This window comes from Uniformispora flossi (genome assembly GCF_049534875.1).
Taxonomy (GTDB): Bacteria; Actinomycetota; Actinomycetes; order Streptomycetales; family Streptomycetaceae; genus Yinghuangia; species Yinghuangia aomiensis.
On sequence record NZ_JBMULZ010000003.1, the window covers coordinates 202359 to 215688 of the forward strand.

Annotated in this window: 16 protein-coding genes; 7 read left to right on the forward strand and 9 right to left on the reverse strand. The window is 70.6% G+C overall.

Annotation, left to right across the window (positions count from 1 at the left end; genetic code table 11):
• Positions 1-2 precede the first annotated feature (2 nt).
• A complete protein-coding gene (locus ACPA54_RS08060) occupies positions 3-806 on the reverse strand; it encodes an SDR family oxidoreductase (protein ID WP_423527990.1) in 804 nt (267 codons plus the stop codon).
• A 263-nt stretch (positions 807-1069) separates the two neighbouring features.
• Between ACPA54_RS08060 and ACPA54_RS08065 the strand changes: the two genes are divergently transcribed.
• From ACPA54_RS08065 to ACPA54_RS08080, 4 genes are read left to right on the forward strand one after another with little or no spacing between them, the layout of a single operon-like run.
• Entirely contained in the window at positions 1070-1828 is a 759-nt protein-coding gene (locus ACPA54_RS08065) for an enoyl-CoA hydratase family protein (protein ID WP_345678517.1), read from the forward strand.
• Positions 1829-1850: 22 nt separating this feature from the next.
• Entirely contained in the window at positions 1851-2723 is an 873-nt protein-coding gene (locus tag ACPA54_RS08070; protein WP_423527991.1) for a CoA transferase subunit A, read from the forward strand.
• The gene (locus ACPA54_RS08075; protein ID WP_345678515.1) at positions 2720-3499 is read left to right on the forward strand and encodes a CoA-transferase subunit beta; all 780 of its coding nucleotides are present in this window, start codon (positions 2720-2722) and stop codon (positions 3497-3499) included. Before ACPA54_RS08070 ends, ACPA54_RS08075 begins: the two co-directional genes overlap by 4 nt.
• Positions 3496-4569, forward strand: coding sequence for an NAD(P)H-dependent flavin oxidoreductase (locus tag ACPA54_RS08080; RefSeq protein WP_345678514.1), 1074 nt, complete (start codon positions 3496-3498; stop codon positions 4567-4569). The genes ACPA54_RS08075 and ACPA54_RS08080 overlap by 4 nt, the downstream gene beginning before the upstream one ends.
• A gap of 71 nt (positions 4570-4640) precedes the next feature.
• Here ACPA54_RS08080 and ACPA54_RS08085 read toward each other — a convergent pair whose 3' ends face one another.
• The 3 genes from ACPA54_RS08085 to ACPA54_RS08095 are packed head-to-tail and all read right to left on the reverse strand — an operon-like array spanning position 4641 to position 6035.
• The gene (locus tag ACPA54_RS08085; RefSeq protein WP_423527992.1) at positions 4641-5282 is read right to left on the reverse strand and encodes an HhH-GPD-type base excision DNA repair protein; all 642 of its coding nucleotides are present in this window, start codon (positions 5280-5282) and stop codon (positions 4641-4643) included.
• 49 nt (positions 5283-5331) lie between these two features.
• Positions 5332-5655, reverse strand: coding sequence for a helix-turn-helix domain-containing protein (locus tag ACPA54_RS08090; protein ID WP_423527993.1), 324 nt, complete (start codon positions 5653-5655; stop codon positions 5332-5334).
• Positions 5652-6035, reverse strand: a complete 384-nt coding sequence (locus ACPA54_RS08095; RefSeq protein ID WP_423527994.1) for a type II toxin-antitoxin system RelE/ParE family toxin — start codon at positions 6033-6035, stop codon at positions 5652-5654. The genes ACPA54_RS08090 and ACPA54_RS08095 overlap by 4 nt, the downstream gene beginning before the upstream one ends.
• 266 nt (positions 6036-6301) lie before the next feature.
• On the opposite strand from ACPA54_RS08095, the gene ACPA54_RS08100 reads away from it, so the two are divergent.
• Complete coding sequence (locus tag ACPA54_RS08100; protein WP_345678510.1) at positions 6302-7063, forward strand: SDR family oxidoreductase; 762 nt, start codon at positions 6302-6304, stop codon at positions 7061-7063.
• Positions 7064-7202: 139 nt separating this feature from the next.
• Here the strand turns inward: ACPA54_RS08100 and ACPA54_RS08105 are convergent, their stop codons facing one another.
• The 5 genes from ACPA54_RS08105 to ACPA54_RS08125 all read right to left on the reverse strand — a co-directional run bounded on the left by ACPA54_RS08105 (position 7203) and on the right by ACPA54_RS08125 (position 10904).
• Positions 7203-7574 (reverse strand): hypothetical protein, encoded by a 372-nt coding sequence (locus tag ACPA54_RS08105; RefSeq protein ID WP_423528300.1) that lies wholly within the window; start codon positions 7572-7574, stop codon positions 7203-7205.
• Positions 7575-7708: 134 nt separating this feature from the next.
• On the reverse strand, positions 7709-8233 hold the full coding sequence (locus tag ACPA54_RS08110; RefSeq protein WP_423527995.1) for a roadblock/LC7 domain-containing protein: 525 nt from the start codon (positions 8231-8233) through the stop codon (positions 7709-7711).
• A 58-nt stretch (positions 8234-8291) separates the two neighbouring features.
• Positions 8292-9032, reverse strand: a complete 741-nt coding sequence (locus ACPA54_RS08115) for a transcriptional regulator (protein WP_423527996.1) — start codon at positions 9030-9032, stop codon at positions 8292-8294.
• Complete coding sequence (locus ACPA54_RS08120; RefSeq protein WP_345678507.1) at positions 9029-9496, reverse strand: roadblock/LC7 domain-containing protein; 468 nt, start codon at positions 9494-9496, stop codon at positions 9029-9031. The genes ACPA54_RS08115 and ACPA54_RS08120 overlap by 4 nt, the downstream gene beginning before the upstream one ends.
• Before the next feature lie 244 nt (positions 9497-9740).
• On the reverse strand, positions 9741-10904 hold the full coding sequence (locus ACPA54_RS08125) for an acetyl-CoA C-acetyltransferase (protein WP_423527997.1): 1164 nt from the start codon (positions 10902-10904) through the stop codon (positions 9741-9743).
• Between the two features lie 173 nt (positions 10905-11077).
• Here ACPA54_RS08125 and ACPA54_RS08130 point away from each other — a divergent pair, with 173 nt between their 5' ends.
• Both ACPA54_RS08130 and ACPA54_RS08135 read left to right on the forward strand, forming a co-directional pair.
• Complete coding sequence (locus ACPA54_RS08130; protein WP_423527998.1) at positions 11078-12244, forward strand: acyl-CoA dehydrogenase family protein; 1167 nt, start codon at positions 11078-11080, stop codon at positions 12242-12244.
• A 33-nt stretch (positions 12245-12277) separates the two neighbouring features.
• Positions 12278-13321 (forward strand): acyl-CoA dehydrogenase family protein, encoded by a 1044-nt coding sequence (locus ACPA54_RS08135; RefSeq protein WP_423527999.1) that lies wholly within the window; start codon positions 12278-12280, stop codon positions 13319-13321.
• Positions 13322-13330 lie beyond the last annotated feature (9 nt).

Sequence of the window (13330 nt, forward strand, 5' to 3'; positions counted from 1 at the left end):
CGTCAGTTTACGGGCGCATGATCGGGCTCGCTGTTCGCGGCACCGAGGAACGCGGGCTTTTCGCCGCCTCCGTGCAGAAGGATTTCGGCACCGCTGACGTAGCGCGACATCGGCGACCCGAGGAAAAGGCAGGCATCTGCCACGTCGTCAGGTTCAGCCATTCGGCCGAGGGGAATCGTCGCCCCCACCGCGGCGATGCCGGCGTCGTCGCCGTAGTGCAGGTGGGCCTGCTCGGTCTTCACCAAGCCGACCACGATCGAATTGACCCGGACTTTCGGGCCCCATTCGACGGCGAGCGTCTTGGTCAGCGAATTCATACCGGCCTTGGCGGCACCGTACGCGGCGGTCCCCGGCGACGGCCGGACTCCCGAGACGCTGCTGATATTGACGATCGAGCCGCCTTCTTCCTGACCGTTCATCAGACGGAAGGCGGCCTGCGCGAAGTACAGCGGGCCGAGGAGATTCAGCTCGATGATCGCCTTGCTGAACCGCGGCGACACGGTGGCCGCGTCGGAGAACGGCGCCCCGCCCGCGTTGTTCACCAGCACGTCGAGCCGGCCGAACTTCTCCTCGATGAACGCCACCGTGGCGAACGCGGTGTCCGGGTCGCGCACGTCGGCCGGGTGGTAGACCGCGGTGCGACCGCCCGCACTCGGCAGCGACTCGGGTTCCGAGCGCGAGCACACCACGACGTCCGCGCCGGCGGCGAGGAAGCGCTCGGTGATACCGCGGCCGATGCCCTTGGCGCCGCCGGTGACGAGCACGACCTTGCCGGTCAGGTCCAGGGGGTTGGCGGGTGCCGTCATCGCACGCTCCGGATGGGGTTCAAGGTGTCGTCGGCCACGGCCGCCCCGTCTGGCGCGGCCCGTCAAGAGTCAACTATGGTGGCAGAAATCTGACGATCAGTCAGATCGGAGGGTGAGGTACCACACTTCGGCCCGTCGGATTCTCCGGCAGACCGGAGCAGACCGGACATCATGCCCTGCTCCCGAGCGACGCCCGGGGACAGGCAGCCGGTACGGGGCGCCCCGCTCCCGACTGACGCCGCGGCCGAATGGATCCGATTGCCATGGCTATCCGCTACGAGGTGCGCGACGGCATCGCCGAGGTGGTGCTCGACGCTCCCCCGGTGAACGCCCTCGACGTCGCCGGCTGGTTCGAGCTGGCCGACACGATGCGCCGCGCGAGCCGCGACCCGCAGGTGCGGGTCGTCGTGCTGCGCGCCGAGGGACGCGGCTTCAACGCCGGCGTCGACATCAAGGAGATGCAGAACACCACGGGCTACGACGCCCTCGTCGGCGCCAACCGCGGCTGCTACGAGGCGTTCGCCGCGGTGTACGAGTGCGAGGTCCCGGTCGTCGCCGCGGTGCACGGCTTCTGCGTCGGCGGCGGCATCGGCCTGGTCGGCAACGCGGACATCATCGTCGCCAGCCACGACGCCTTCTTCGGTCTTCCCGAGGTGGACCGCGGCGCGCTCGGCGCGGCCACCCACCTGGCCCGCCTCGTGCCGCAGCACCGCATGCGCCAGATGGTCTACACGAGCGAGAACGCCCCCGCGTCCGAGCTGCACGCCTACGGGTCGATCTACAAGCTCGTCGACCGCGACAAGCTCGTGGACACCGCGTTCGAGGTCGCGCGCAGCATCGCCGCGAAGTCGCCGACCGTCATCCGTGCCGCGAAGGCCTCGCTGAACGGCATCGACCCGGTCGACGTCAAGCGCAGCTACCGCTACGAGCAGGGCTTCACGTTCGAGCTGAACCTCACCGGCGTGTCCGACGAGCTGCGCGACGCGTTCGTCGAGAACCGCGACGCGGACACCTCCAAGTAGCGGAAGTAGGGCAGAGGAATCCATGGCTGACAAGCGCATGACGCCCGATGAGGTCGTCGCCCAACTCGAAGACGGCATGACCGTCGGCATCGGCGGCTGGGGCTCCCGGCGCAAGCCGATGGCCCTGGTCCGCGCCATCCTGCGGTCCGACCTGAAGGACCTGACCGTCGTCTCGTACGGCGGCCCGGACGTCGGTCTGCTCGCCCGCGCGGGCAAGGCCAAGAAGCTCGTGTACGCGTTCGTGTCGCTCGACTCGATCGCGCTGGAGCCGAACTTCCGGTACGTGCGCGAGAACGCGCTCGTCGAGGCGGTCGAGTACGACGAGGGCATGTTCCTCACCGGCCTGCGCGCGGCCGCGCAGCGCCTGCCGTTCCTGCCCACCCGCGCGGGCCTGGGCTCGGACATCCTCAAGGTGTCGCCGCACCTGAAGACCGTCGCCTCCCCGTACGGGGACGGCGAAGAGCTGGTCGCGATGCCGGCGCTGAACCTGGACGTCGCCCTCGTGCACGCCAACGTCGCGGACGAGAAGGGCAACGCCGCGCTCACCGGCCCCGACCAGTTCATGGACGACCTCTTCTGCCTGGCCGCCGACAAGGCGTACGTCTCGGCGGAGCGCGTCGTGTCCAGCGAGGACCTGCTCAAGGAAGCCGGCTGCTTCCACACGCTCGTCCTGCACCGCTACATGACGCACGGCGTCGTGGAGACCCCGAACGGCGCGCACTTCACCGAGTGCCCGCCGGAGTACAACCGCGACGAGGCGTTCCAGAAGGCGTACGCGGCCGCCGCGGGCGACCCGGAGACGTGGGCCGCGTTCGAGCAGCGGTTCCTGAAGGTCGCCGACGAGGCCGCCTACCAGGCCGAGGTCGCCAAGTTCCGTGAGGAGAACTCCAAGTGACCGACACCCTGACGGAGATCACCCGCGCCGACGTGTGCGTCGCCGCGGTCGCCGACTGCTTCCGCGGCGACGGCGAGATCATCGGCTCGCCGATGGGCACCATCCCCACGATCGGCGCCCGGGTGGCCCGCGCCACCTTCGAGCCGGATCTGGTGCTGTCGAACGGCGAATCGCTGTTCTTCGAGGGCACCCACCGCCTCGGCGCCAAGCCGGACGAGTTCGCGGCCGTCGGCTGGATCCCCTACCGCCAGGTCCTCGACGTGCTCGCCTCCGGGCGCCGGCACGTCATGATGGGCCCGGTCCAGATCGACAAGCACGGCAACGCCAACATCTCGGCGATCGGCGACTGGGCCAAGCCCAAGCGCCAGGTCCTCGGCTCGCGCGGCGGCCCCGGCAACACCATCAACCACACGACGAGCTACTGGATCCCCAAGCACTCGTCGCGCGTGCTGACGGCGAAGGTCGACATGGTCTCGTGCGTCGGCTACGACCGCGCCGCCGAGGTGGGCGCGGCCGGCCGCTTCCACGAGGTGCGCCGGGTCGTCACCAACCTCGCGGTCCTCGACTTCGTGTCGGTCGACGGCGCCCCGGCGGTCATGCGCCTGGCGTCCGTGCACCCGGGCGTCACGGTCGACGAGGTCGTCGCCAACACCGGCTTCGAGCTGGTCGTCCCGGCGGACGTGCCGGAGACCCGGCTGCCCACCGAGGAAGAGCTGCGGCTCATCCGCGAGGTCGTCGACCCGCGCGGCATGCGCCTGCGCGAGGTCCCGGCATGACGGCGCTGCACCCGGCCCTGAAGAACGGGTTCACCGAGAAGTTCGGCGTCCAGTACCCGATCGTGCAGACCGGCATGGGCTACGTCTCGTACCCCAAGCTGGTCGCGGCGACCGCGGAGGCCGGCGGTCTCGGCATCCTCGCGTCGGCCACCATGACGTACGACGAGCTGGTCAACGCGATCGCCACGGTGAAGAAGGCCACGGACAAGCCGTTCGCGGTCAACCTGCGCGCCGACGCGCCCGACGCGGCCGACCGCATCGAGCTGATGGGCCGCGAAGGCATCAAGGTCGCGTCGTTCGCGCAGGCCCCCAAGAAGGACCTGATCAAGCGCGCGCACGACCTGGGCATGCTGGTCGTCCCGTCGATCGGCGCCAAGCGGCACGCGCAGAAGGTCGCCGAGTGGGGCGTCGACGGCGTGATCGTGCAGGGCGGCGAGGGCGGCGGGCACACCGGCTCGATCCCGACCACGCTGCTGCTGCCGCAGGTCACCGACGTGCTCAAGGGCACCGACGTGACGGTTATCGCGGCGGGCGGCTTCTTCGACGGGCGCGGCCTGGTCGCCGCGCTCGCCTACGGCGCCGACGCGATCGCGATGGGGACGCGCTTCCTGCTGACCAGCGACAGCCCGGTGGCGGTCGCGGTCAAGGAGGTCTACCTCAAGACCGACGTCAACGGCACCGTCGTGTCGAAGGAGGTCGACGGCGTCCCGCACCGCGTGCTCGCCACCGACTTCGTCAAGAAGCTGGAGCAGCGCTCGGTCGTCGCCCGCTACCCGCGCGCGATCGCCAACGGCCTGCGCTTCCAGAAGCTGTCCGGGATCCCGGTCAAGGACATGGTCCGCGAGGGCCTGGCCATGAAGAAGTCCCAGGGGCTTTCCTGGCCGCAGGTGCTCATGGCCGCGAACACCCCGATGCTGCTCAAGGCGGCGATGGTCGACGGGCGTCCGGACCTCGGCGTGATGGCGTCCGGCCAGGTCGTCGGCGTCATCGAGGACCTGCCGAGCTGCCGGGAGCTGATCGACCGGATCACCGCGCAGGCGAGCGAGATCCTGCGGGAGCTCGAAGGCTGAACCGCTTGCGGTGCCGTTCACCGCGAAGGGCCGGTACGGATGTCCGTACCGGCCCTTCGCGTGCGGGTGCTCTACTTCGTCTTGGCGGTCTTGGCGGTCTTGGCGGTCTTGGCGGTCTTGGCCGTTTTGGCCGTTTTGGCTTCCTTGGCCGCGCGCTTCATCTCCTGCTTGTGCGCGCGCACCTTCTGCAGCGAATCGGGGCCGGTGATGTCGGCGACCGACATGCACGAGCCGTCCGCGCCGTACGCGCCGGCGGCCTCGCGCCAGCCCTTGGGCTGCACGCCGTACTGCTTGCCGAGCAGCGCGGTGAAGATCTTGGCCTTCTGCTCGCCGTATCCGGGCAGGTCGGTGAGGCGCTTGAACAGCTCGGCGCCGGTCTTCGCGTCCTTCCACACGGCCGCGGCGTCCCCGTCGTAATGCTCGACGAGGTACTGGCACAGCTGCTGGATCCGCTTGGCCATCGACCCCGGGTAGCGGTGCACCGCGGGCTTGTCCGACAGGATCGCGGCGAAGGCCTCGGGCTCGTACGCGGCGATCACGTGCGCGTCGAGATCGTCCGACCCCATCCGCTGCGCGATCGTGTACGGCCCGGCGAACGCCCATTCCATGGGGATCTGCTGGTCCAACAGCATCCCCACCAACGCGGCAAGCGGACTGCGCCCGAGCAGTTCGTCCGCCTCGGGCTGCTGGGCCAGGTGGATCGTCGTGGTCATGCCCACCAGTTTCCCGCCTGACCGCCGGACACCGCACCCGGACGGATGGTCAGCCGACTTGCCGCAGTTCTCCGTCGTCGAAGATGGCCGCGGTGATGAGGTGTCCGCCCAAGGCCTCGACGTAGCGCGCGATGACTTCCTGGCCGGAGACCTGTCCGTTCTCGATCTGGGAGATGCGGCCCTTGGTCACGCCCATGCGCTCGGCGACCTGGGCCTGGGTGAGGTCCCGATCCTTCCGCAGTTCGGCGAGCCGCCATCCGCGGGCCTCGTCGAGCATGCGGCGCGAGGCTTCCTTGAACGCCTCGATGCCGCCGGCGGCCTCGACGGTCTTCTTGTACGCCTCGGTGTCCCGCCAGCGGGTGTACCCCTTCACGGGCGCTCCTCCTGTTCGCGTTCTTTCACGTACACGGCATAGAGCCGCTCGGCCTCGGGGATGGCCTGCCGGTACCAGCGGTCCCATTGGCCGGACTTGTCACCGGCGACAAGCAGGATTGCGGAACGCCACGGGTCGAAGACAAAGAGAATGCGGATTTCGCTTCGACCTGAGGAGCCTGGTCGAAGCTCCTTCATGTTGGCGATCAGTGAGCCCAGGATGCTGTCGACCAACGGACGGCCCAGAGCCGGGCCCAATGCTGCGAGGATGTCCAGTGCAGCCTGTACGAGATTGCTGGTCTTCCGATCGGTGGACCGAAGGTCATGCAGCCAATCGCGCACCGGGTCGGTGACGTGGATCTCCCATTCGTCCTCCTGCATCCGCGCTCCCCAAGGCAACAAAAGTTTAGCGATTGCTAGATGTTCTAGCTAGCGTCGACTGCCTGCGGGATGCTGCTGATTGTTACTGATTCACTCCTTTCGGTGATCGGCGTGGCCGTCCTTGCTGCGCGGGCCCGTCGGCCTGTGCCCTCCACCAGCGGAGAATGTGGCGGAATCGCTGTCCGTTTGACGGCGTCGTCCCTACTGTCGGGCGGGCAAGGAGCCGAACAGGTCGTACGGGGGATCTATGGGGAGGGGCAGTCCACGTGAGCGTTTTTCGCGACGGCATCCTCGACGGGCGGGTCGCCCTGGTCACCGGCGGAGCGACCGGGCTCGGTCTGGAGATCGCCCGGACGCTCGGGCGGCACGGTGCCAAGGTGGCCATCTGCAGCCGGAAGGAGGACAACCTCCGTCCCGCGGTGGACGAACTCGTGTCGCAGGGCATCGAGGCGCGTTACGGCGTGTGCGACGTGCGGGACATGGCGCAGGTGGAGCGCGTCGTCGCCGAGACGGTGGAGGCGTACGGGCGGCTCGACGTGGTGGTGAACAACGCGGCGGGGAACTTCCCGGCGCCGCTGACCGGCCTGAGCCCCAACGGGTTCAAGGCCGTGGTGGACATCGACCTGCTCGGCACCTTCAACGTTTCGCGGGCGGCCTACGACGCATGGCTCGGCGCGCACGGCGGGTCGATCGTCAACATCTCCGCGACCATCCAGTACACCGGGATGGCGCTGCAGGCCCACGTCGCGTCGGCGAAGGCCGCCGTGGACGCGCTCACCCGCACGAGCGCGATCGAGTGGGGCAAGAACGGCGTGCGCGTCAACGTCGTCGCGCCGGGCGGGATGACCGGCACCGAGGGGTACAGCCGCATCACCGCGGTGACCGGGACGAAGACGCACAGCCCGCTCGGGCGGCACGGGACGCGCCACGAAGTGGCCGACGCGGTGCTGTTCCTGGCGTCGGACGCCGCGTCGTACATCACCGGCGCGACGCTCGCGGTGGACGGCGGCGCGCACTTGGCGCGCTGAAGACCGCCGCTTCGGGCAAACAGGCGGGCCGGGTACGGGAGTTGCATTCCGTACCCGGCCCGGCCTTCCCCCCGCGGCCGCTTCCCCTGCCGGCCGCCTTCGGGCGGGTCTTCGGGCCGGCGGTGCCGGCCGCGCGGGATCAGATCTCGAGTTCGGCTTCCACGCGCTTGAGCTGGTGGCGGGCCATCGCCAGGTTGGCGCGGTTCTTGTCGAGCGCCAGATACAGGAACAGCCCGCTCTTTCCACGGCCCTTGAGCATCCGGATCAGGTGGTACTGGCCGCTGAGGGTGATGAGGATGTCCTCGATCTCGTCTTTCAGGCCCAGCATTTCCATGGTGCGGACTTTGGCCCGCACCACATCGGTATTGCCGGCCGCGGCCACGGTGAGATCGAGGTCTTTTCCGCCGCCGAGCGTGCCCAGCGCCATACCGCTCGTGTAGTCGACGAGGGCGACGCCGATCGTGCCCTCGATCGTGGTCATGGCTTCCTTGAGCGCGGTCTCGGTGTTCATGCCGGCCATGGCGGGTTTTCCTTTCCTCGGTGACTGCGAAGGTGACTGCGAAGGTGAAGGTGACTGCGAAGGTGGAGGTGACTGCGAAGGTGAAGGTGAAGGTGATCGGTTCGGTGCCGACCGGCGTGCGGCCATCAGAAGCCGCCTCCGGGCCGTTCGCCGGTCGGGGGCGGGAGTGACCGCGGGATGCGGCGCGGCATGGGATCGTCCGTGCCGTGTTCCGCCGAGTCGCGGGCGTAGTGCCGCCCGACGAGTTCGGCGATCCGGGCGCCGGACTGGCGGGATTCCAGGTGCAGGCGGCCGACGTTGACGCGCGGTTCGGCGAGCACCGTCAGCACGGCGAGCGGGCCGGCGGCGTAGGTCGCCACGTAGCCGTCCACGCCGCGCACCAGCAGTTCGCGGAACTCGCCGCGGCCGGTGGCCGCGGCCATCCGCACCGCGACGGCGAGGGAGGCGGCGGTCAGTGCGGCGACCGCGTCGGCCTCCGAGCCGTCCGCGTCCTGCGCGATGACGAGGCCGTCCACGGCGGCCGCGAGGGCACCGGTGACCTGGGGCAGCCGAGTGCGCAACCGGCGCAGCTCGTCGAGGACTTCGGCGTCCGCCGCGGGCACAGTTCGTCCTTTCCTTTTTCCGGCGCGCTGCCAGAGCGCGCGCTTCATGACCGGATCGCGGGGGCCTGGGGCCCGCGAGATTCGCGGGGCCCGCGGTGCGGCGCCCTCACCAGGCCGCCAGGGCGTCGCGGAGCCGGATCAGCAGGGCCACGTCGGGCGGTGCGGTGGGGGCAGCCGCGGCCGTGAGCCACGGGGGCGGTGCGAGCGGCTCCGGATCGGGCTCCGGGGGGCGGACGTCGACGAGCCCGGCGGCCGCCAAGCGGCGGACCTCGACGAGCACATGGAACGCGGGGCAGCCCAGCGCCAGCGCGATCGCGCTCGGGGTGCGCACGCCGTCCGCGAGCTGCAGGACGGCGCGCTGGCGGCGGGTGACCCGGGCCGCGGGGCGGGCGTGGCGCCGGACGGGTGCGCTGTCCAGCCGGGGGTTGGGGTAGACCCGGTCGAGCATCGCCCGGCGGCGGTGCGATTCGCGGGCGACCGTGGCGGCGGCGACCGGGTGTCCGGGGCCGGACCGGTGGGCGGCGCCGGGCCGGAAGCGGGCGGGGCCGGAGTCCGGGCCGAGGACGAAGAACGCCGCGTCGAACAGCGCTTCGAGCCGGCAGATCTCCAGGACCCCGGGGGCGACGTGTGCGGTGCCGTCGAGCAGCACGTCGAGCGACGGGGCGTCCGGGCTCTCGGCGTGCACCACGGCCCCGTCGCGCAGGTAGACGGTGCCGTGGGCGCCGAACAGCGCGCCGCCGGCCCGCGCGGCGGAGAGGCGCAGGAGGGCGTCGGCGACCCCGTCCTCGGGCATGTCGGGGACCGCGGTGCGGGCGGGTGGCGCGGCTTCCGGGGCGATGGCGGTCACCGCAGCGCCAGTCGCTCGGCCAGGTCGCGCAGCCGTAGGCGGGCGAGGGCGAGGTTGCCGTCCGCCCGGTCGAGCCAGAGGTGCAGGAAGACGCCGCTGTCGAAGGGGGTGTCGACGAAGTGCAGCAGGTGGTGGCCGGTGCGGGTGGTGACGATGATGTCCTCGACGGGGGTGCCGATCCGGACGGTGTCGCCGTCCGCGCCGGGTGGGAGCGGGGCGTCATCGGCGAAGTCGGCATACGGCGAGAACGGCGCGGCGGGGGACGCCGGGTCGTGGGCGAAGGCGGCGTATTCCGAGGCGAGTCGGGCGATTTCGGCGGTCTCCGCGGCCGTGACCTCGTGGTCGTCGTTGGGTGAGGCGCCGACCGCGCCCAGGGCGAGCCCGCTGATCCACTCGACCACCGCGGCTCCCCTGGCCCCCGGCAAGGCCATGACCTCGTCCAGGCATTCGTCGATCCCGGGCACGCCGGCTCCCCTTCCTGCGCGGCAACAGTGACCGAGAAGCTACGCAGGGCGATGCCGCGAAGGAGTGAAATTCGGGGTTTTCCAGCGGATGGGGTGGGGGGCGGGTATAAGGTGCGCGCGGTCAATTCCCCAAGTCGCCGATCTCCCGGGGCCGTTCGTCCCCGAAACGCCATGAGGGCGGCCGGCGTGGGGCCGGCCGCCCTCGGGCGGAGCGTGGGTGCCGGGGGAGGGCCCGGCGGGTGGGTCAGAGGCGTTCGATGATGGTCACGTTCGCCAGGCCGCCGCCCTCGCACATGGTCTGGAGGCCGTAGCGGCCGCCGGTGCGCTCCAGGCGGTGCAGCATCGTGGTCATCAGGCGCGCGCCGGTGGCGCCCAGCGGGTGGCCGAGGGCGATGGCGCCGCCGTCCGGGTTGACCTTGGCGTGGTCGGCCTTGATGTCCTTCATCCAGGACAGGACGACCGGTGCGAAGGCCTCGTTGATTTCGACGGTGTCGATGTCGTCGATGGTGAGGCCGGTCTTCTCCAGCGCGTACTGGGTCGCCGGGATCGGCGCGGACAGCATCTCGATCGGGGAGGCGCCGCGCACGCTCAGGTGGTGGATGCGGGCCCGCGGGGTGAGGCCGTACTGCTGCAGTGCGCGCTCGGAGACGATGAGCAGCGCGGCCGACGCGTCCGAGATCTGCGACGCGACGGCGGCGGTCATCGTGCCGTTCTCCATGAGCACCTGGAGGCCGGCCATCTTCTCCAGCGTCGTGCCGCGGCGCGGCGGCTCGTCGGTGTCGACGATCGTGCCGTCGACCTCGATCGGGGCGATCTCCTTGGTGAAGTAGCCGTTGTCGATCGCGTGCAGGGCGCGCTCGTGGGACGCGAGGGCGAACTCCTCCATCTCCAGGCGGGTGAGGCCCCAGCGCTTGGCGATCAGTTCGGCGCCGTAGAACTGGTCGACCGGCTCGTCGCCGTAGCGCGCGACCCAGCCGTGCGAGCCGGAGAACGGGTCCTCGAAGCCGAACTGCTTGGCCGAGGTCATGGCCGCGGAGATCGGGATCTGGTTCATGTTCTGCACGCCGCCCGCGATGACCACGTCGTTCGTGCCCGACATGACCGCCTGCGCGGCGAAGTGGATGGCCTGCTGGGACGAGCCGCACTGGCGGTCGATCGTCACGCCCGGGACGGCTTCGGAGTAGCCCGCGGCGAGCCACGCCGTGCGCGCGATGTTGCCGGCCTGCGGGCCGATCGCGTCGACGCAGCCGAACATCACGTCCTCGACCACGTCCGGGTCGATGCCGCTGCGCTCCACGACCGCCTTCAGCGCGTGCGCGCCCAGGTCGGCGGCGTGCACGCTCGCCAGCGACCCTTTCTTGCGGCCCACGGGCGTGCGGACCGCCTCGACGATGTATGCCTCGGGCATGTGCTCTCCCCTGCGTGATCCGTGTGATCTTGAGGTGCAGGTCACCCCCGGTATCGGGTGTGACCTGCGCGATCTTGCGGTCTGGGCGTGAACCGCTAACCTGACGGTCCGTCAGTTATGCTAACCGTGCCCGCCGCATCGCCCAAGACGCGCGCAGTGTGAGGAGTGTCCCGGTGGATCTGGAGTTCTCACCGAAGGAGCAGGAGTTCCGGCAGGAGGTCCGCTCCTGGCTGGAGGCCAATGTTCCGGCGACGCCTCTGCCGTCGATGGACACCGAGGAAGGCTTCCGGCTCCACCAGGAGTGGGAGAAGAAGCTCTTCGACGCCCGCTGGGCGGTCGTGTCCTGGCCGAAGGCGTACGGCGGCCGCGAGGCCGGCCTGACCGAGTGGCTGATCTTCGAAGAGGAGTACTACCGCGCGGGCGCGCCCGGCCGGGTGAGCCAGAACGGCATCTTCCTCTTCGCCCCGACGGTATTCGAGTTCGGCTCCCAGGAACAGCAGGACCGCTACCTCCCCAAGATGGCCTCCGGCGAGGAGATCTGGGTGCAGGGCTGGTCCGAGCCCGAGGCGGGCTCCGACCTGGCCAACGTGCGCTCGCGCGCGGACCGCGACGACGAGCGCGGCGGCTGGGTGCTCAACGGCCAGAAGATCTGGAGCTCGCGCGGCACCTACGGGCACCGCCTCTTCGGTCTCTTCCGCACCGACCCGGAGTCCAAGCGCCACCACGGCCTGACGTACTTCATGGTCGACCTGGCCAGCGCGGGCGTCACCGTCCGCCCGATCCCGCAGCTCGACGGCGAGCCGGGCTTCGCCGAGGTGTTCCTCGACGACGTCTTCGTGCCCGACGCCGACGTGCTCGGCGGCCCCGGCGAGGGCTGGAAGATCATGATCGCCACCACCGGCAGCGAGCGCGGCCTCAACCTGCGCAGCCCGGGCCGCTTCCTGGCCCCGGCCGACCGGCTGCTCGCGCTGTACCGGGAGCGCGGCAACGGCGACCAGGTGCTGCGCGACGCCGCGGTGCAGGCGTGGATGGACGCCGAGGCGTACCGCCTGTTCACCTTCGGCACCGTCACCAAGCTGCTGGACGGCGGCCAGATCGGCGCCGACTCGTCGATCAACAAGGTCTTCTGGTCGCAGATGGACGTCGAGCTGCACGCCACCGCGCTCAAGCTCCTCGGCGGCTACGGCGAACTCGACGAGGGCTCCCCGGACGCCGTCGACGGCGCACGCTGGCTCGACGGCTTCCTCTTCGCGCTCGGCGGCCCGATCTACGCGGGCACCAACGAGATCCAGCGCAACACCATCGCGGAACGCATCCTCGGCCTGCCCCGGGCCAAGTGAGCGCACGGGCCTAGCGAGCAAAGGAAACTGACGATGCGTCTGGCATACACCGAAGACCAGCAGCTGTTCCGCGAGACGGTGCGCGACTTCCTGGAAGGCGCCTGCACCACGGACAAGCTCCGCGAAGCGTGGGCCGCGGACACCGCGATCACCGGGCGCTGGACCGAGCTGGCCAAGATCGGCGTCACCGGCCTGGTGGTGCCCGAGGAGCAGGACGGCCTCGGCCTGACCGACGAGGAACTCGCCGCGGTCCTGGAGTCGGCCGGCTACGCCGCGCTGCCCGAGCCGCTGCTGGAATCCGCGGTGGCCGCGGGGCTGCTGGCCGAGTTCGCCCCCGGCGCGGGCTGGCTGGAGCGCATCGCCTCCGGCGAGGCCACGGCGGCGGTGCTGCTGCCCGGGCAGCCGTTCGCGATCGAGGCCGCGCAGGCCGACGTGCTGGTCGTCGGCACCATGAACAACGGGGTCACCGAGATCCACGTGCTGAACCCGGCCGACTGCACGCTCACCGCGCAGCGCTCGGTCGACCGCAGCCGCAAGCTCTACAAGGTCGAGTTCGCGGCTTCGCCGGAGACCCTCGTGGCGTCCGGCGACGCGGCCGCGAAGGCCCTCGCCCGGGCTGCCGACCGCGGCGCGCTCGGTGCGGCGGCGCTGCTGCTCGGCCTCACCAAGCGCATGCTCGACATGGCCGTGGACTACGCCAAGCAGCGCGTGCAGCGCGGTGTACTCATCGGCACCCACCAGTCGGTGCAGCATCACCTCGCGAACGTGCTGATCAAGCTGGAGTTCGCCCGCCCGGTCGTGATGCGCGCGGCGTACTCGCTCGCCCGCGACCTGCCGTCGGCGGCGCGCGACGTGTCGATGGCGAAGATCTACGCGGGCGAGGCCGCGGACCTGGCCGCCCGCAACGCGCTCCAGGTGCACGGCGCGATCGGCTACACCGAGGAGCACGACCTCCAGCTGTTCATGAAGCGCGCGTGGGCGCTCGGCGCGGCGTGGGGCGACGCGGGCCACCACCGCGACCGGGTGGCCGCGGACCTGCTGGGCGGGGCTCCGGCGCAGCTGACGCCGACGTTCTGACGGCGTCGC

Bases quoted from the DNA above. Each gene is read 5' to 3' on its own strand.
- ACPA54_RS08085 (WP_423527992.1), bottom strand. From the start codon at position 5,282: ATGACCACGACGATCCACCTGGCCCAGCAGCCCGAGGCGGACGAACTG.
- ACPA54_RS08060 (WP_423527990.1), bottom strand. From the start codon at position 806: ATGACGGCACCCGCCAACCCCCTGGACCTGACCGGCAAGGTCGTGCTC.
- ACPA54_RS08070 (WP_423527991.1), top strand. From the start codon at position 1,851: ATGGCTGACAAGCGCATGACGCCCGATGAGGTCGTCGCCCAACTCGAA.
- ACPA54_RS08065 (WP_345678517.1), top strand. From the start codon at position 1,070: ATGGCTATCCGCTACGAGGTGCGCGACGGCATCGCCGAGGTGGTGCTC.
- ACPA54_RS08105 (WP_423528300.1), bottom strand. From the start codon at position 7,574: ATGAACACCGAGACCGCGCTCAAGGAAGCCATGACCACGATCGAGGGC.
- ACPA54_RS08080 (WP_345678514.1), top strand. From the start codon at position 3,496: ATGACGGCGCTGCACCCGGCCCTGAAGAACGGGTTCACCGAGAAGTTC.
- ACPA54_RS08135 (WP_423527999.1), top strand. From the start codon at position 12,278: ATGCGTCTGGCATACACCGAAGACCAGCAGCTGTTCCGCGAGACGGTG.
- ACPA54_RS08110 (WP_423527995.1), bottom strand. From the start codon at position 8,233: ATGAAGCGCGCGCTCTGGCAGCGCGCCGGAAAAAGGAAAGGACGAACT.
- ACPA54_RS08125 (WP_423527997.1), bottom strand. From the start codon at position 10,904: ATGCCCGAGGCATACATCGTCGAGGCGGTCCGCACGCCCGTGGGCCGC.
- ACPA54_RS08095 (WP_423527994.1), bottom strand. From the start codon at position 6,035: ATGCAGGAGGACGAATGGGAGATCCACGTCACCGACCCGGTGCGCGAT.